Raw genomic sequence first — 18,324 nt, 5'->3', positions numbered from 1 at the left:
TTTTATTTTTTCTCGATAATTTTTCTTATCAAATCAAAACTCTATTTTTAAATTCTTACAATTTTTCCCCTATGAGTTATATCCACTTCGATAAAACCCAATTAATCAACCTGAATTACTCCCTTGATAGGGAGATAATTCGGACGAATCGATCCGGTACCTATACAAGTACTACTATTATTGGATGTAACACACGTAAGTATCATGGCTTACTGGTGGTTCCACAGCCTCAGATCGATTCTCAAAACCATGTGTTGCTGTCCACAGTTCATGAAACCGTAACTCAGCGAGGAGCTAGCTTCAATCTTGGAATCAGCAAATTCCCTGGAAATTATTCCCCCAGAGGACATAAGTACCTCGAGGACTTCGATTCAGAACCCATTCCGAAATTGACTTATCGAGTGGGTGGTGTAGTTCTTCAAAAGGAACTGATTTTGGACACCAATCGGGATCGAGTAATGATCCGATACACATTGGTGGAGGCTCACTCTCCTACAAAAATCAAAATTCAACCCTTTTTAGCTTTCCGGGGATATCACAACCTCATGAAAGCTAATGATCAGATCAACAAGGAATTTGAAACCGTACCGAATGGAGTAAAATTTCAACTTTACCCACAATACGATCCGCTTTTCATGCAACTTTCCAAAGAGGGGGAATTCGTATCCAACCCGGATTGGTTTTACAACATCGAATACATTCAAGAAAGAGAGCGCGGCTATGAATATCAAGAGGACTTGTTTGTCCCTGGATACTTCGAATTTGACATGGTAAAAGGTGAGCAGGTGATTTTTTCTGCAGGACTGACCGAAGCAGATCCATCCACACGACAAAACGCTTTTGAAAAGGAGATTGCCCGCCGAATCCCTAGAAACAACTTTGAAAATTGTCTCAAAAATTCAGCAGTCCAATTCATCAGAAGAAGAGATGGCGACACTCGAATCATCGCAGGATATCCATGGTTTGGATGGTGGGGTAGAGATACCTTCATTGCTGCACCAGGTCTGACTTTGTCCAGTGGAGATACCGAAACATTTCTGGAGATCATGGACACTATGGCCAGGGATCTTAAAGGACCACTATTCCCAAATATCGGAAGCGGTAATTTTACCAATATGACCTCGATGGATGCTCCATTATGGTTCTTTTGGACGCTTCAGCAATACATTGTCTACACCGGAGATAAAAAAATAATTCAAGATCGATACCTAGATAAGCTTCGTGGAATCATAGAAGGATACAAGCATGGCACAGAATACAACATCCACATGTTGGAAAATGGCCTAATTTGGGGAGGACAAGAAGGAGTTGCTCTGACTTGGATGGATGCGATCACCCCTGATGGTCCAGTGACACCAAGAATCGGTTGCCCAGTGGAAATTCAGGCACTTTGGTATAATGCCTTGTCGTTTTTTCACGAATTGACCGGGGAAGAAGAATATGCTGTACTTGCCGCCAAGGTGAGGGATTCTTTTGATCGGGAATTTTGGTCATGGGACTATGGATACCTAGCCGATGTGGTCAATGGAGAAGAAAAAGACTGGTCTATCAGACTAAATATGGTATTCGCTACTTCCCTCCCCTATACCATGCTCAGTGAGGAAAAAAATGACAAGATCCTTGAGGTAGTAAAATCCAAGCTGTTGACTAATCGAGGGCTTCGATCTCTTTCACCGGATGATCCGGGATACAAAGGTTATTATTTTGGCAATCAAATCAGCCGAGATCATGCCTATCACAATGGAACAGTTTGGGCTTGGCCTTTGGGACATTTTGCGGAGGGATATCTAAAACTTCACGGCAAAGCCGCTAAAGTTTTTATACAAAAGATAATTAAGGGTTTCGATGGCGTGATGACACAATATGGAATAGGAACAGTGGCTGAAATCTATGATGGAGACCCTCCACACCGACCGAAAGGCTCTGTCTCCCAGGCGTGGAGCGTGGCAGAATTGCTTAGAATGATGGACTTAGTCAAAAGGATATAAATGACTTTTTTATGAAAGTGTTAATGTTTGGGTGGGAATTCCCACCTCATATTTCCGGAGGATTAGGCACTGCCTGTTATGGCTTAGTTAAAGGGCTAAACCATCATAATCAGGAGGTCATCTTTGTTGTGCCCAAACTTTGGGGAGATGAAGAACCTTTGGCTGATTTTGTCAACGCAAGTGATGTAAGGATTGATTATCGAGAAAAACGGTTCAAAAAATTCTGGAAAAACCTCACCTATCTGGAAGTAAGCAGCTTTCTGGTGCCTTACTTAGGCCCGGAGGAATTTAAAAAATTCACTGACTACGCCGTCCATGACCGAACAGACGTGGATGAAAGTATATTTTCAAACAAATTTGAATTTAGCGGAAAGTACGGGAAAAATCTGATGGAGGAAGTCTCCCGGTATGCACTGGTCGCCGCCCAAATTGCCCGGGATAAAAATAATTTTGACATTATTCACGCCCATGATTGGCTCGCTTTCCCAGCAGGAATCGCTGCCAAAGAGATCAGCGGAAAGCCATTGGTAGTGCATGTTCACGCCACCGAGTATGACCGTTCGGGCGAAAGCGTCAACCAGCCAGTCTATGACATAGAGCGGGCAGGTATGCACGCCGCGGATCACATCGTGGCGGTAAGCCAATTAACCAAAAACATTCTGGTAAGAAAATATGGAGTTCCTGCCAGCAAAGTGACAGTACTTCACAACGCAGTATTGGATGCCAGCATCATCAAGTCCGAGTATGAAAAGAAAGTCCCTGAAAAAATCGTTACGTTTCTCGGAAGAATAACTTTTCAGAAAGGACCCGAATACTTTGTGGAAGCTGCCAAAAAAGTTATCGATCGAGATCCAAATGTCCGCTTTGTGATGGCAGGATCAGGAGATCTACTCAACAGAATGATAGACCGGGTTGCCGAACTTCGAATGGCTACCCGATTCCATTTTACCGGATTTTTGAAAGGGGATGATGTAGATCACATGTACGCGATTTCAGATGTATATGTAATGCCTTCTGTTTCCGAACCATTTGGAATTGCACCACTGGAAGCGGTCCGTCATAATACGCCGGTGATTATTTCCAAACAATCCGGTGTAGCAGAAGTCCTTCGCAATGCTATCAAGGTGGATTTTTGGGATGTAGATGCCATGGCAGACGCCATTTTTGCTTTGTTGCATTATGAGGGGATTTCCAGAATGTTCAAGGAACTGGGAAGCGAGGAATTGAAAAAATTAAAATGGGAGCATGTCGCTGCCAAACTTGTAACTGTTTACGAAAAAACTTTAGCCGAACGATCATGAGAACCATCTGCTTTTACTTTCAGGTGCATCAGCCTTTTCGATTGAAACCGTACCGATTTTTTGATATTGGAGAAGACCACCATTATTGGGATGATTTCCTCAACAGAAACGTGATTCGTAAAGTAGCTCAGAAATGCTATTTACCAATGAATTCATTGCTCTTGGACTTGATTCACCAATACAAGGGAAAATTCAAAGTTGCATTTTCACTTTCCGGTACTTTCCTCGACCAAATGGAAGCCTACGCTCCGGATGTACTTGAGAGCTTTCAAAAACTCGTAGCCACTGGACATGTCGAGCTGTTAAATGAAACCTATACTCACTCCTTGGCTTCTCTGAAAAGCAAGGAGGAATTCCATGGTTTGGTTAAAAAACATCAGGATCGAATCAAAGAGCTTTTCAACGGATACACTCCAAAAGTATTCCGGAACACTGAATTAATCTATTCTGATCAAATTGGAGCCATGGTATCCGAGTTGGGCTATGAGGCTGTTTTGACAGAAGGAGCCAAACACGTATTGGGATGGAAAAGCCCCAACTACGTCTATTCCAACGCCATCGAACCGAAGCTAAAGGTTCTTTTGAAAAACTTCCTCCTGTCGGATGACATTGCGTTCCGATTCAGTAACAAGACTTGGGCTGATTATCCGCTCACCACCGAAAAATTTGTCAAATGGATCAACGCCATTCCAAAAGAGGAGCAGGTGCTGAACCTGTTTATGGACTATGAAACTTTCGGGGAACACCAGTGGGCCGAAACCGGGATATTCGAATTCATGCGTCACCTTCCTGAGGCTGTACTGAAGCATTCCAATTTCTCATTTTCCACTCCTTCCGAAGTAGCCTCTGCTGTGCCTGCCGTGAGTAAAATTCACGTCCCCATACCAATATCATGGGCTGACGAGGAGCGTGATTTGACAGCATGGTTGGGCAACGACATGCAGGATGAGGCCTTTGACAGGTTGTATGAGTTGGAAAAAGCAGTTAAAAAAATCGATGATCCTGAAATTAAACGCGATTGGGGATATCTTCAGACTTCTGATCACTTCTATTACATGTGTACCAAATTCTTTTCCGATGGTTCGGTTCACGAGTATTTCAGTCCTTATGATACACCTTACGATGCATTCATCAATTACATGAATGTTCTGAGTGATTTCATTTTAAGAGTGAAGCAAAAAACCGCCGAAATGCAGGATCAAGCCGAAGCAATCAAATGATGTTTCGAAAGTCCTTAAAACAAAAAATCCCGGTCACACCCGGGATTTTTTGTTAGTTGCCTGTTCAGAATAAGTATCCGTAAACTTCCTTCCTCGTTGGTTTGTAGAAGATCATTCCGTTTTCTGGATCAGAATCATAGATGGGCTCTTTGTCATTCAAGACTATCTTTCCCTCCTCTTTTCCGCTTACTTTATCCACTTTGACCAAGCCTACTCCCTCACCCACATCGGTCAGAATAAAAGAATACAAGCCTTTATTTAAAGATGCTTTAAACCGCTGATTGGCAACATCTCCAAAAGCGCCTGACATATCTTCAAAGAATTCCCTCTGATATCCATACTGTTTTCCAAGAGAAGTTAGATTTCCTGCAGCACCTTGCTGATAGGCAGCAGCCGAAGCCATTGCCACCATGGCTACCTGCATAGTTCTCATTGCGATTCTTCCTGCTAAGCTGATTTTCGGAGAGGCCCAATGGTCTTTGTAAAGAATTGTTCCATTTTCATCAAATCCTAGCATGTTTTGGCTAGAAGAAAGAACAAAGTTTGAACCGGTAAATTCCAAATTGTCAGGGACTTCCTTTTCTTCGAATTCCACTTTGTCGATAATTACTTCCTTTTCTCCGGTGACCAGATTCACATGGTAAACTTTTTCATCGGCATAGAAAATCTCCTGATCCAATGACGGCTTAGCCCGCAATACTCCTGGACCTTTGATCATGTCTTTTTCACCCCAAACCGGTTTCCCGTCAAATCCAAACAAGCCCACACTTCCTTCTTCATTGACATACATAATCCCTGCACCGGTCAATTGGTCGATTTTGATTCCTTTCACTTTTTGTGACCATTTTTCCTCCCCGGTATTCTTATCCAAGACCGTCAAATACTTGTCCTTTTCACCCACTGCAATCCCCCAATCCTTCCCTAAGTCCACTACAATACCCGAAAGCTTTTTAGCGGTCCACTTGATATTTCCGGTTTCAGCTTCAAAAAGTGTAAAGTCTTTCTCATCCGCTACGATTACTCCAAAGTTCTCAGCAGTCAAAACAGGAGCATCTTTTGTTGACAAAGGTTTCTCCCAAAGTGATTTTCCGGTCTTTAGATCCACTGCCGTTACTACACCTTGATTACCCTTTTTCTGATAAAAATAGCCCTCCGTCAATCTGATGTTGGCATCGAAAGCTTCAAAATTGTTCTTTTTCTCAGCTACTTCGAATGACCAAATAGGCTTACCGGTCTTTGCATCGATTTTGGCTGCCGTCTTTTCCCCAATGAAAATCAGATTTTTGTCGTCGGTTACGACTGGAAGAAACTTAGAGGATATCTGATCGTTTTCCCAAGACACCTTTCCTGATTCCAAATCGATAAACTTGGTCATCTGCATGTAAGGCTTGCCTGGTGTTGCAAGATCTTCCCAGCTAGCGGTAATGATGATCCCTTTCAGATCAGGAAGGTAGTCTGATCCATCATAGTGGAAGGTCGCCACTTCAGGGCCAATCACCTTTACTACGGGCATGCCGGCCATTTTGGGATTCATGACCAGTTCTCCGGTTCGGATGTTGATGACCACAAAGTTTTTGACCATGATATTGTCAGTGTATTTGACAATGGCATAGTCCGAAACCAGCGGATCACTTGGATCCTGTAATACCCGGATCAAGTCGGGTGTATATCCCAGTTTTTTCCCATCCGGACCTTTGAGTGCCTTAGCTGAATTGTAAAGGTCATCATTTGACCAAAGTAATTTTCCGGAATTGGCATCTACTCCATGCAATCCCCAGTCTGTCGTCCCGACGAGCAGAATCTTGTTGTGGGTATGGAGTGTCCATTCGATTTCCTTTTCCAGCACTAGCTTCCAGGCTGGCTCCTGTGCAAATCCATTAGTTCCAAAGCTCCATGCTGCAAGGAGGGTAAGGAACATCATTCGGGTGGTTGTGTATGGCTTCTTCATAATAAAAAGATTTTGGTCAAAGCTATCGACCTGAAGCTCCGGGGGAAATACGCCATTTGTCGTATTTATATGGGCAAAAAAAAGCACCTTCGAGAGGTGCAGATATGATTTGGATTGAAATCGTCAGTAACTCTCCGATTCATTCGGGAAGTCTCGACTTTTCACATCTGAAATATATTGCTTGAAAGCTCCTGTCATGATGGTTTGCAAGTCGGCATATTGACGAAGAAATCGCGGTTTGAATTCCTGGGTAATTCCCAGCATATCGTGCATTACCAAGACTTGTCCATCCACATCAGGTCCAGCCCCAATACCGATCACGGGAATGCTTACCGATTCGGCGACTTTTTTGGCCAAGGAAGCCGGGATTTTTTCCAGGACTATGGCAAAGCACCCACATTCCTCCAGCATTTTTGCATCCTCGAGCAGCTTGTTAGCTTCCGCCTCTTCCTTTGCCCTAACCGTGTAAGTTCCAAACTTATAAATGGATTGAGGAGTCAAGCCCAAATGACCCATTACGGGCACACCAGCACTTAAAATCCGGACCACTGACTCTTTGATTTCAGAACCTCCCTCAACTTTCACTGAATGAGCTCCCGATTCTTTCATGATTCGAATCGCTGAGCGAAGGGCCTCAGAACTATTTCCCTGATAGCTTCCAAAGGGAATATCCACCACGATAAATGCCCGCTTGACAGCTCTTACTACAGCCGAAGCATGATAAATCATCTGATCCATGGTAATTGGAAGGGTCGTCTCATGACCAGCCATTACATTGGATGCAGAGTCTCCGACCAGAATGATGTCAATACCAGCTGCATCCACGATTTTGGCCATGGAATAGTCATATGCAGTCAACATGGAGATTTTCTCTCCCCGGAGTTTCATCTCCTGAAGAGTGTGAGTGGTAATGCGCTTGATATTAGCTGAGGAATGTACTGACATGATTTAGTGGAGATAGACCGAATACTTATTTTCGGAAAAATCCACGCGGATATGTTCGCTCAGCGTGGTTGCCAATTCAAAACCGGTGTAATCCGGCCTGACAGGGAATAGACCATGGCTTCGGTTGACAAGCACGGCAATTTCCATTTTATGGATTTCCTGATCTAGAAAAGGTTTCATAGCGTACACCAAAGTCTTTCCGGTATTCAGGACGTCATCTACGAGAATGATGGTTTTTTTGCTTAGTTCGAGACTTTGGGAGAGCTCAACTTCTGATTTGGAAACCGCTTTCTTGTCCAAAATAACTTCGACCACCTCAACTTTCATTGGCGAAATCTTTTTGAGTTCGGCGGCAAGTAAATTCGCCAAAGTCATACCCATTCCGGTAATTCCAGCGAAAACCACTCCGGCCGAATTCAGGTTTCGTTCATAAATCTCGAATGTCATTCGGGTGACTTTTTGCCCGACCTGCTTATGATTGAGTACTTCGCTCATAGGATGTTTTAAAGATGAAAATTAGGCCAATTTGGATTGGATTCAAAGCCAATCAGCGATGACTGTCCTCTTCATGTAGGATATTGAGATAGCTTTGGTATCGGTAAGGATGAATATAACCTTCTTCTAGTTTTTTTCGAACCACACATCCCGGCTCATTGACATGGGTGCAATTGTTGTATTTGCATTGCCCAAGGTATTTACGCATTTCCGGGAAATAGTGGGAAAGTTCATTTTCCTCCACATCCAATATCCCAAATTCCTTGATCCCCGGAGTATCAATCAGATCTCCACCTTCAGGTAATGGGAAAAGCTCAGCAAAAGTCGTAGTATGAACCCCTTTGGCGCTGTAGAAGGAAATTTCCTTAGTATCCTGTCTAGCTTCGGGTACCAAGGCATTGAGCAAAGTAGACTTCCCTACCCCGGAATGTCCAGAAATCAAACTAGATTTCCCCTGAATAAAAGGCAAAAACTTCTCTTTAAGCCCCATGTCCGTCAAGGCTGAAACTTCCAAAACCGGATACCCAAGTGGTTCATAGATCTCATGGATAACCCGAAGCCACTCTACTTCATCCTCTCCTTCGAGTTGATCCATTTTGTTTACAACCAGCATCGCAGGAATTCGAAAACTCTCCGTACTGACCAAAAATCGATCAATGAATCCAAGTGAAGTTCTTGGCTTTTTCATGGTAATGACCAAAATCGCTTGATCAAGATTGCTGGCTATGATGTGGGAAAAGTGCTGCTTGCGGGTTGACTTTCGGATCACATAATTTTCTCTGGGAAGAATTTCCAAAATAACAGCAGTCTCTTGTCCGGGTTCTTTTTCCAACTCCACCAAGTCACCTACCGCAATCGGATTGGTCAGCTTGAGCTCGTCTTGCTTAAATTTACCCTTGAGCCGGGCAGAAACGATTCCTCCGTCCGTTTGAACGACATACCAACTTCCGGTGGATTTGATGACTCTTCCTTTCATTTTACGAGGCCTAACTCGGAGACCTTTTCCAGAATTCGATCTGCAGCTCCAAGATTCGATTTTACCCATTTTTGAGCAGAATCGACTGATTTTTCATAAAAATCGGGGGTTTCCAATTTTTCAAAGATCTCAAAAAGTGACTTTTCATCTTCCACTGAAAACCCACAGCCTTCCTGTATACTCTGTGCTGCCTCAGGAAATTTGACCTCCCTTTTTACCTTTCCAAAAATCACGGGAACACCAAACCCAAGTGGCTCCAAAATATTGTGAAGCCCCTTCCCAAAAGCTCCACCGACATACGCAACTTTCGCAAACTGATACAAAGAAGAAAGCATTCCGATATTATCTATGAACAACACGGAATTGGAGTCGGATGGATCCCAGTCGGAATATTTCTTGGTTTCTACCCGGAGTTGGGAGGCCCATCGGTCCATAGGTTCGGAGTTCAAATCATGGGGAGCAATAATCCAGCGATAAACTGGATAGGCATTGATTAAAGGAATCAACAGCTTCATATCTTCCTCCCATGCCGAACCTACAACAATCACCGGCTGATGATCGATCCATTGCTTGATCTCAGGAAGAGCTTTTGGAGCTGCAGCGGTCGCGGCCACCCTGTCAAATCGGGTGTCTCCGGCAATGCTACACTGATGAAATCCAATTCCCCGCAACAGGTCAATACTCCTTTGGTTCTGAGTGAAAATCCAATCCATCGAAAATAAATTCTGCCTGAAAAATCCGCCAAATACCCCAAAAAAACTTTGATTCTCCCTCAAACTCGCCGAAATCAAAAAAACAGGTATCCTATTTTTTTTCAAGGCTTGAATATGATGAAACCAAAGATCGTACTTCACAAAAAAGGCCAATTCTGGATTTAGTGCTTTCACAAATTGATCTGCCCAACTTTTTCGATCCAAGGGCAAATAGGTGATGAAATCCACATGGATCTGTGGCTTTTTGATCACATGATCATAGCCGGATGGACTGAAAAAGCTAATTACCAAAGTCAACTCAGGCCATTTGGTTTTAAGACCTGCAATTACCGGACGCGCCTGCTCATATTCTCCAAGGGAGGCAACATGAAACCAAACCAAATGGCCTGGATTAGAATTCCGGAAATTCTTCAAGTCTTCAATTATTGAACCTCTTCCATCCAAAAAATGCCTCAGCTTTGAAGAAAAGGGCTTTATTAAATTCAAAAAACCCGGGACTAAGAGGAAAAACAGACGGTAAAGCAAATTCATCCTTCAAAAGTAGCCATTCAATCTTAAATGCGCATTTTTTCAATCAAATAGGGCCAGAATAAAAACCTTGAAAAAAAATGTTTCAAAATTGAAATCCCAGGAATGCAAATCCCCTGAAAAATAATTACTTTCAAAGCTCTCCTTTTTAAAAACTTCCTGTCCAGCATAAGTTTATCAGTTAGTATGATTACAGTTCTATTCGTTTGTTTGGGAAATATTTGTCGTTCACCGCTCGCTGAGGCCATTTTTAACCATAAAATTCAGGCCTTGGGATTGTCTGGCCAATTCAAATCAGACAGTGCCGGTACTTCTGACTTTCACATCGGAGAACTTCCGGATGAACGAACCATTCGGTGTGCCCAAAGGAACGGACTTAAAATCAATCACCGAGGAAGACAGGTAAACCGGACAGACTTTAGGGATTTCGACTATATCATTGCCATGGATGACAACAATCTGCGCAATTTGAATAACCTAAAAGTTCGATTCAGTTTTCCGGATAAAGAAATATTCCTGATGCGGGATTTTGTGCCGGGTTGGGAAGGACTCCCGGTGCCAGATCCTTATTACGGGGGAGAAGAAGGCTTTGAGGAAATTTTCCGAATCCTCGATGAATCAATCCACAGCTTTGTGACGAAAATAAAGGAGACACACCAATTGTATGCTTGATCAGCACCAGATCTACGAGCAGGTACTTTTTGAAACTTTGGGCCCTCTGGCCCAGCTAAAATCTGCAAGTTTGATCGCTGCTGGAAATCACAATCAGGGAATCCGTCTGGACACCTCAGAAGGTGTTTTCTTTTTAAAGCTAAACTTTGACCATGAGCGAAACATCCTCGCCAAAGAATCCGAAGGGCTTCAAAAACTCCGGAAATCCACTTTTCTAAAAATCCCCCAGACCTTTGGACATGGCAGGATCGAGGATTACAATTACCTCCTTTCCGAATATATTCATAGCTCCCGGCAGCAATTGGAATATTGGGAAGATTTGGGCTTGGGTTTGGCACATCTTCATCTGAACAATGCCAAGGAGTTTGGCTTGGATTCCGACAATTACATAGCGTCTTTACATCAGAAAAATCATCCCACTGAAAATTGGCTGGATTTTTTCATCGAACAGCGACTTGAACCCATGTTGGGAAAAGCCTACTTCGACCGATTGATTCCACTGGATTTTTTAAAAAAATTCCAGGCTATTTATTCTCAATTGGAATCCCTTTTCCCCAAAGAAAAACCAGCTCTTCTTCACGGAGATCTCTGGTCAGGAAATGTCATTTGTGATCAGGAGGGAAAGCCTTGCTTGATTGATCCGGCAATTTATTATGGCCATCGGGAGATGGATTTGGCCTTTTCCAGACTTTTTGGAGGATTTGATTCGAGATTTTATGAGGCTTATGAATCCATTGTTCCACTGGAACCGGAGTTTGAATCCCGGATGGGAATCTACAATCTCTACCCCTTGTTAGTCCACCTCAATCTCTTTGGTACGGCCTATCTACCTGGGATTGAAAAAATCGTAAAACGGTTTCAGTGATGAGCTATTTAATCAGAACCTATCAGGAGAGTGATGCAGAAGCGCTTCAGGCGATCATTAATGATTCCATCTTGAACACTTCCCACAATTACGATTATTACCCCAAATCACTGGAGGAGGTACAGACGCTTTTTAATGAAAAAATACGCGATGGTTATCCAATTTTAGTCGGGGAAATAAATGGAGAAACTTGCGGCTATGCCACTTTTGGAAAGTTTCGGGCCAAGCCGGGTTACAATAAGACTATCGAACACTCCATTTACCTGAATGAAAAAGCCCAAGGCAAAGGCTTGGGCTCTGAGATGATGCGTCAGCTGATCGAAAAGGCCAAAGAACAAGGCTACCATGTGATGATTGCCGGGATGGATTCCGAAAATTCAGGAAGTTACCGGTTTCACCAAAGACTTGGCTTCAAGGAAACCGCCCGGATGCCGGAGATTTCTTTCAAGTTTGGAAAATGGCTAACCTTGGTGTTGATGCAGTTGAATTTGGAAGAAAGGGATTAGCCAATCATCACCTTTTTCCCAGTTTTTACAGCTTCATAAATCGCATCCACAATTACTAAATCCTTCAGTCCTTCTTCTCCATCTACCGGGATCACAGGCTTTTTCCCATCCAGAATAATGGCTGCCATTTCATCCATCTGAACGGTCTGATGCGTGATGTGTTCCCGCTCAATCGGACCATTGTTGGTGCGAGCTTGAATCGGACCATAGCCAGTGGAAGGCTGCATCTCGGCAAATCCTTTGGTCCCGTCCAGGTAAAATTTATCCAGGTTATTCAAGGCATACGTAGAAAGACAGGAAGCCACGGCACCTGAAGGAAATCCCATCTGAAAGGTGATTGTCTCATCGACTCCTTCCTTAAATTTTACCGGATCGGTCTTCACTTCTTGGGCAGTCACCCAAATCGGCTCCTCTCCCAGCATGTATCTGGATCCGTTGATGGAATAAATCCCGATGTCCATCATGGCGCCCCCACCGGCAAGCTCCCGATTGAGCCTCCACTGCGTGGGATCACCGATGATAAATCCGCTTAATCCTTGGAAAAACAAGGTTTTTCCAAATTCTCCGGCCCGCTGCATGCGAACTACCTCCAGCGTTTTGGCTTCAAAGTGCATCCGATATCCCACCAGTAAATGAACCCCTGCAGCTTTGCATGCTGCGATCATTTCCCTGCCCTCGGCAGCATTGAGTGCCATGGGTTTTTCGCAGATTACATGCTTTCCTGCTTTGGCTACGCGAATGCCATACGGCTTGTGAAGGGAATTGGGCGTGATCACATAGACTGCATCGATATCCGGGTTTTCCTTGATCTGGTCAAAATTCTCATAGTTGTAACAGTTTTTGTCGGGAATCCCGTATTTCTGCCTCCAGGTCTCAACTTTGGAAGGAGTACCACTGATGACACCTACGAGCTTGGCCCGTTTGCTTTCTTTCATCGCCTCCGCCACCCGGGTTCCATAGCTGCCAAGTCCCATTATAGCTACTCGGAGAACTTTATCCTCCTTTGAAAAAACTGAAGCTGCAAGCGTGTCTGCCAAAGGAAGACTTAAGGCAAGGGTAGAAAGTCCGGCTATCTGGAGAAAATCTCTTCGGGTGCTCATGGTTTGGAGGTTTTGGGTTTGATTTCCTGAATTTAGAAAAATCTCTTTGGGAATTCCCTCCCAGCCTAAATACAATAGGTTTATCCGATTAATTTTTGCGCCTCACTACCTGAAAGGTATTCCGGGAAGCTTGCTCCAAAAGCACTTCATAGCCCTCCAGCAATGAAGGAATTTCCTCCTCTTGTTGGTGCAAAATCGTCAATAATTCCAGCCCCTCGTTGTACCGGATTTCAAACTCGTCCCTGAGTTTTGAGATCAACTGATCCAGCTTAAACAATTGAGTATCGATAACGATGGAAATACTGATTGCAGAAAGCTGAAGCATATTTACCCGGAGTTTCAGACTTTGAAGCTTTTCATAAACGCTGTGAATGTGCTTTTCTTCGATAAAGGTGAAATCAGTTACCTTGAAACTGACCAGAATCTGATCCTTTTTAAGCACAATCGTGGGAACGTGATGAACTGAGGCATGCTCATGAATTTTTGTACCCGGTGCCTCAGGGTCCAAAAAAGACTTGACAAAAAGGGGAATACCAGCATTGGCCAAAGGCTTGATCGTCTTGGGATGGATGACGGATGCCCCGAAATAGGTCATCTCTGCTGCTTCACGATAGCCCAATTCATCAAACTTTCGGGTATTTGGAAAAAGCTTGGGATCGGCATTGAGCACCCCCGGCACATCCTTCCAAATGGTGACCGAGGCGGCATCCAAGCTTGTGGCCAAAATCGCCGCCGTAAAATCCGAACCTTCGCGGCCAAGAGTAGTCGTCCTTCCCTTCGGATCCGAACCAATAAATCCCTGAGTCAAAATTGGAAAATTCGCCAACAAGGGCTTCCAGCTTGACTGACAGGATTTACGGGTCTTCTCCCAATCGATCTTTGCAAATCGAAAATCCGAATCGGTATGAATCACCTCTCGCGCATCTTGCCAAAGGATAATCAACTCTTGGTAACACAGGTATTCAGCCACAATTCTGGAGGAAATTACTTCTCCATAGCTCACGATTCGGTCATAAAACTCGTCGTAATTGTCCCGGCTGAGTTTCTTTTCCAGATCATTATTGAGCTGAAGAAAGAGATTGTCCAAGTGGGCAAACACCGGATGTCCTGCAGGAAATAACTCCTGACATATGTCTTGGTGAAACTCCTTTAAAATGGTACAATTCAAAGAAAAATCTTCCCCGCTCAGCTTCTTTGCAAGAATGGATTCCAGTGCATTGGTGGTTTTTCCCATGGCAGAAACCACGATTACCATATTTTTTCGCAATCGATTACGGAGAATTTCAGCCAAGTTTCTTACTGCAGAGCCATCTTTGACTGAGGCCCCTCCAAATTTATAAACTGAGGTTTTTGCCATAAAGAATATTTCCTAATTTTCGAGAGTATAAACCCAAATATTGCACTTTTCCAATAATGAAAATTTTACCTTACCAGCCGGATCAAAGCAATCTGGCTTACTCGGTCGGGGTTACCCTGGACCGTTTTATCAAACTCAAGCAAAGTGATTTCCCATTTGCTTCCGGTGAACTTTCTCAACTGCTCCGGGACATCGCCTTGGCTGCGAAGATAGTCAATCGGGAGACCAACCGCGCCGGCTTAGCCAATATCGGAGGCGCTTTTGGACAAACCAACATTCAAGGCGAAGAACAACAAAAGTTGGATGTGATCGCAAATATCAGGTTCATGCGGGCACTGAGCAAAGGAGGCGAAGTCTGCGCCATCGTCTCAGAAGAAGAGGATGCTGTAATCGACCTCCAAAACAATTCAGGAAAATATGTAGTTGCCATCGATCCCCTGGACGGCAGTTCCAACATTGATGTGAATATCAGCATCGGGACTATCTTTTCCATTTACAGAAGAAAAACTCCAATCGGCAGTCCTATTACGGCCGAGGACATCATGCAACCAGGTAATCAGCAAGTAGCAGCGGGATATGTACTTTATGGCTCCTCCACAATGCTGGTCTACACCACTGGGTTTGGGGTAAATGGATTTACCTATGAAAACAGCTTAGGCGAATTTTTTCTTTCACACCCCGATATTCAAGCGCCTAAAAACGGAACAATCTATTCCATCAATGAAGGATTGGAAATGGAGTGGAGCTCAGGGATCAAATCCTATGTTTTTTCCTGCAAGGAAAAACGGTTCCAGTCCCGTTACATCGGTAGCTTGGTGGCTGACTTTCATCGAAATCTGCTCAAGGGAGGGATTTACCTGTATCCTGCCACCTCAAAAAACCCAAGCGGAAAACTTCGCCTACTGTACGAGGCCAATGCTTTGGCCTTCCTGATCGAGCAGGCTGGAGGAAAAGCAAGCGATGGAAAGCAACGGATTCTGGACATCCAGCCGGAAAGTCTTCATCAAAGGACTCCGTTGTTCATCGGCTCACAAAACATGGTGGACGATGCCGAACAAATGATCCAATGTTTCGAATCGGAAATCACCGCTATTTCCCATTAAACAAGATTTTATTCTGAATACGAATCTTTAGCTGTAACTTACAACCTGAAAAAACCTGAATCTATGTCTTCAAACAAACATTATTTACCTCTTGTGATTTTGGCCGGTGCTGTTTCCCTTTGGACTGCTTGCGGACCAAAAGAGCCCGCAGTTGAGCCAATTGACGAGACCTTTGCCACTCAAACTGAAAAGTTGCTGATCAAAGTGGATACACTTTATGATAAGCTTGAAAATCCTTGGGGAATGACCTGGCTTCCTGACGGAAGAATGTTGGTCACTGAGCGAAAAGGAGAAATCCTGATTTTCAAAGACGACAAATTTACCGGAGAAAAGATCCAAGGACTCCCTGCTGTTCACAACGTAAATCAAGCCGGATTGCTTGATATTACAGTGCATCCAAAGTATGCTGAGAACGGTTGGATTTACATTTCCTACGCAAAGAATTTCGAGGATAGCACCGCTGCAACCACAATCATGCGATTCAAGCTGGAAGGTAACACTGCCGTTCAGCAGGAGGATTTGATCACTGCAGGTCCAGCTTGGAAAGGTGGCCGTCACTTTGGCAGCAGAATCATTTTCGACAACGAAGGCTACATGTATTTCTCCAATGGAGACAAAGGAAACATTCCAATGAATGCCCAAAATCTGAACAATGCGCATGGAAAAATCCACCGTGTAAAGGATGACGGAACCATCCCATCAGACAATCCATTCACCGATTCTTTGGGCAATGTAAGTTCGATTTGGACCTATGGAAACAGGAATCCACAGGGCTTGATCTATGACAAAGCAAACAACAGAATCTGGGAAGTGGAGCACGGTCCAATGGGCGGTGACGAACTGAACCTGATCGAAAAAGGCAAAAACTACGGTTGGCCGGTGATCACTTACGGTCAAAATTATGACGGCACGCCTATCACCGACATCACTGAAAAAGAAGGAATGGAGCAGCCTAAGCACTATTGGGTTCCTTCCATTGCAACTTGTGGTTTGACTTTCGTAACCTCTGACAAGTATCCTACTTGGAAGGGGAATATCCTTATTGGTGCTTTGGCAAAACAACACATCGCAAGAGTAGAAATGGATGGCACCACGTTCAAATCTGAAGAAAAATTACTTCAGGACATCGGACGGGTACGTCAAGTAGCTGAAAGTCCGGATGGATACATTTATGCCATTACTGAAGCGACTGGCTTATTAATCAAGCTTTTGCCAATCAGATAATAATAATCTTTAAGAAAAAGACCTCCAGAAATATTTGGGGGTCTTTTTTTTGCCCAATCCGACTTCCGTGAAACATTCGTATTTATAAAAGTAATGTCATTAGAAAATTTCCCTGATAATATTGCCAGTCAAAAACCAAGTTGGGGATTCAGGCGTTTAGGAAAAGACAATCTTAAACTTTTGATTATGAATACTCTTCTACGATTTTCCCTAATTGGCCTTTTCTTAGGAATGTCCACCATTGGAATGTCCTGTACGCCTGAGGAAGATGAAGCATCACCTGATTCCCTATCCGAATTGCAGTTCAGTACTGAGACCCAAAAAATGACCATCAAAGTGGATACACTTTTCAGGGAATTTCAAAATCCTTGGGGAATGACTTGGCTGGATGGAGGAAGGATGCTGGTCACTGAGCGAAAAGGAGAAATTCTGATTTTCAAGGATGATAAGTACACCGGCCAGAAGATACAGGGATTGCCTGCAGTATATGCAAATGGTCAGGCTGGCTTATTGGACATTGCTGCGCATCCGAATTATTCTCAAAACGGATGGATCTACATTTCATACGCAAAGCCAGTTCCTGGAGGAGGGGCCACTACGATTGCCCGGTTCAAGCTTAATGGAAATTCGGTAGTTGAATTTCAGGATCTGATCGTCACCACTCCTGCCTGGAACGGAGGCACGCACTATGGCAGCAGGATTGTTTTTGACAATCAAAACTTTCTCTTCTTCACCAACGGCGAGCGCGGAAGTCAAAATAACGCCCAAGATTTGAAAAACTCCCATGGAAAAATTCATCGGATTCATGACGATGGGAGAATTCCTTCAGACAATCCATTTGTCAACACCACAAATGCCATCCCATCCATCTGGACTTATGGGAATCGCAATCCTCAGGGAATGATTTACGACAAATCTGCCAACCGAATCTGGTCTGTCGAACACGGTCCGATGGGAGGAGATGAACTGAATCTGATCGAAAAAGGAAAAAACTACGGATGGCCAGTGATCACCTATGGCAAAAACTACAACGGCACGCCAATCACTAGTATCACTGAAAAAGAGGGAATGGAACAGCCAGTAAAGTATTGGACACCCTCTATTGCAACTTGCGGGATGACCTTGGTCACATCGGATAAATACCCAGCTTGGAAAGGAAATTTTCTGGTTGCTGCTTTGGCAGGAACGCACATAGCTCGGGTGGAAATGAACGGCACCAAGGCTACAGGGGAAGAAAAACTACTTCCCGGAATCGGCCGTGTGAGACAAGTTTCGCAAAGCCCCGACGGCTACATTTATGCGATTACGGAAGGCACAGGATTATTGGTTAAACTACTCCCAGCCAAGTAAATCAAAAAGCCCTCAGACTAATCTGAAGGCTTT

The 18,324-nt window shown here is 43.9% G+C and carries 16 protein-coding genes; 9 read left to right on the top strand and 7 right to left on the bottom strand.

Annotated features, from left to right (window positions below):
- Positions 1–71: 71 nt before the first annotated feature.
- From D0X99_RS08520 to D0X99_RS08510, 3 genes are read left to right on the top strand one after another with little or no spacing between them, the layout of a single operon-like run.
- Positions 72–1,988 carry an amylo-alpha-1,6-glucosidase gene (locus D0X99_RS08520; RefSeq protein WP_119477249.1) on the top strand — a complete coding sequence of 639 codons (1,917 nt, stop codon included), beginning with the start codon at positions 72–74 and terminating at the stop codon, positions 1,986–1,988.
- 11 nt (positions 1,989–1,999) lie between these two features.
- The gene (locus D0X99_RS08515; protein ID WP_119477248.1) at positions 2,000–3,289 is read left to right on the top strand and encodes a glycosyltransferase family 4 protein; all 1,290 of its coding nucleotides are present in this window, start codon (positions 2,000–2,002) and stop codon (positions 3,287–3,289) included.
- Positions 3,286–4,509: a glycoside hydrolase family 57 protein gene (locus D0X99_RS08510; RefSeq protein WP_119477247.1), complete on the top strand. Its 1,224-nt coding sequence runs from the start codon at positions 3,286–3,288 to the stop codon at positions 4,507–4,509. Before D0X99_RS08515 ends, D0X99_RS08510 begins: the two co-directional genes overlap by 4 nt.
- Positions 4,510–4,573: 64 nt before the next feature.
- On the opposite strand, the gene D0X99_RS08505 is transcribed toward D0X99_RS08510, so the two are convergent.
- From D0X99_RS08505 to D0X99_RS08485, 5 genes are all read right to left on the bottom strand, one after another.
- Complete coding sequence (locus D0X99_RS08505) at positions 4,574–6,457, bottom strand: outer membrane protein assembly factor BamB family protein (RefSeq protein ID WP_147392209.1); 1,884 nt, start codon at positions 6,455–6,457, stop codon at positions 4,574–4,576.
- Between the two features lie 123 nt (positions 6,458–6,580).
- Positions 6,581–7,402, bottom strand: a complete 822-nt coding sequence (panB, locus tag D0X99_RS08500) for a 3-methyl-2-oxobutanoate hydroxymethyltransferase (RefSeq protein WP_119477245.1) — start codon at positions 7,400–7,402, stop codon at positions 6,581–6,583.
- A gap of 3 nt (positions 7,403–7,405) precedes the next feature.
- Positions 7,406–7,897, bottom strand: coding sequence for a phosphoribosyltransferase family protein (locus tag D0X99_RS08495; RefSeq protein ID WP_119477244.1), 492 nt, complete (start codon positions 7,895–7,897; stop codon positions 7,406–7,408).
- Between the two features lie 52 nt (positions 7,898–7,949).
- Positions 7,950–8,873 carry a ribosome small subunit-dependent GTPase A gene (gene rsgA / locus D0X99_RS08490; protein ID WP_119477243.1) on the bottom strand — a complete coding sequence of 308 codons (924 nt, stop codon included), beginning with the start codon at positions 8,871–8,873 and terminating at the stop codon, positions 7,950–7,952.
- A complete protein-coding gene (locus D0X99_RS08485) occupies positions 8,870–10,000 on the bottom strand; it encodes a 3-deoxy-D-manno-octulosonic acid transferase (RefSeq protein ID WP_233553681.1) in 1,131 nt (376 codons plus the stop codon). The genes rsgA and D0X99_RS08485 overlap by 4 nt, the downstream gene beginning before the upstream one ends.
- 300 nt (positions 10,001–10,300) lie before the next feature.
- On the opposite strand from D0X99_RS08485, the gene D0X99_RS08480 reads away from it, so the two are divergent.
- Genes D0X99_RS08480 through D0X99_RS08470 form a run of 3 tightly spaced genes read left to right on the top strand, consistent with a single transcriptional unit; the run spans position 10,301 to position 12,157 of the window.
- A complete protein-coding gene (locus D0X99_RS08480) occupies positions 10,301–10,786 on the top strand; it encodes a low molecular weight protein-tyrosine-phosphatase (protein ID WP_119477241.1) in 486 nt (161 codons plus the stop codon).
- Complete coding sequence (locus D0X99_RS08475) at positions 10,779–11,651, top strand: fructosamine kinase family protein (RefSeq protein WP_119477240.1); 873 nt, start codon at positions 10,779–10,781, stop codon at positions 11,649–11,651. Before D0X99_RS08480 ends, D0X99_RS08475 begins: the two co-directional genes overlap by 8 nt.
- Positions 11,651–12,157, top strand: a complete 507-nt coding sequence (locus tag D0X99_RS08470; protein ID WP_119477239.1) for a GNAT family N-acetyltransferase — start codon at positions 11,651–11,653, stop codon at positions 12,155–12,157. The genes D0X99_RS08475 and D0X99_RS08470 overlap by 1 nt, the downstream gene beginning before the upstream one ends.
- Here the strand turns inward: D0X99_RS08470 and D0X99_RS08465 are convergent.
- Together D0X99_RS08465 and D0X99_RS08460 are read right to left on the bottom strand one after the other, a co-directional pair.
- Positions 12,154–13,257 (bottom strand): Gfo/Idh/MocA family protein, encoded by a 1,104-nt coding sequence (locus D0X99_RS08465; protein WP_119477342.1) that lies wholly within the window; start codon positions 13,255–13,257, stop codon positions 12,154–12,156. The genes D0X99_RS08470 and D0X99_RS08465 overlap by 4 nt on opposite strands.
- Positions 13,258–13,345: 88 nt before the next feature.
- Positions 13,346–14,614, bottom strand: coding sequence for an aspartate kinase (locus D0X99_RS08460; protein ID WP_119477238.1), 1,269 nt, complete (start codon positions 14,612–14,614; stop codon positions 13,346–13,348).
- Positions 14,615–14,670: 56 nt separating this feature from the next.
- Here D0X99_RS08460 and fbp point away from each other — a divergent pair, with 56 nt between their 5' ends.
- From fbp to D0X99_RS08445, 3 genes are all read left to right on the top strand, one after another.
- Positions 14,671–15,717, top strand: coding sequence for a class 1 fructose-bisphosphatase (fbp, locus tag D0X99_RS08455; protein WP_119477237.1), 1,047 nt, complete (start codon positions 14,671–14,673; stop codon positions 15,715–15,717).
- Positions 15,718–15,780: 63 nt separating this feature from the next.
- Positions 15,781–16,941, top strand: coding sequence for a PQQ-dependent sugar dehydrogenase (locus D0X99_RS08450; RefSeq protein WP_119477236.1), 1,161 nt, complete (start codon positions 15,781–15,783; stop codon positions 16,939–16,941).
- A gap of 186 nt (positions 16,942–17,127) precedes the next feature.
- Positions 17,128–18,291, top strand: coding sequence for a PQQ-dependent sugar dehydrogenase (locus D0X99_RS08445; RefSeq protein ID WP_233553680.1), 1,164 nt, complete (start codon positions 17,128–17,130; stop codon positions 18,289–18,291).
- The last annotated feature ends 33 nt before the right edge of the window (positions 18,292–18,324 follow it).

The sequence above is a fragment of the Algoriphagus lacus genome (assembly GCF_003583985.1).
GTDB lineage: Bacteria > Bacteroidota > Bacteroidia > Cytophagales > Cyclobacteriaceae > Algoriphagus > Algoriphagus lacus.
This window is presented reverse-complemented; position numbering and strand designations above follow the sequence as displayed.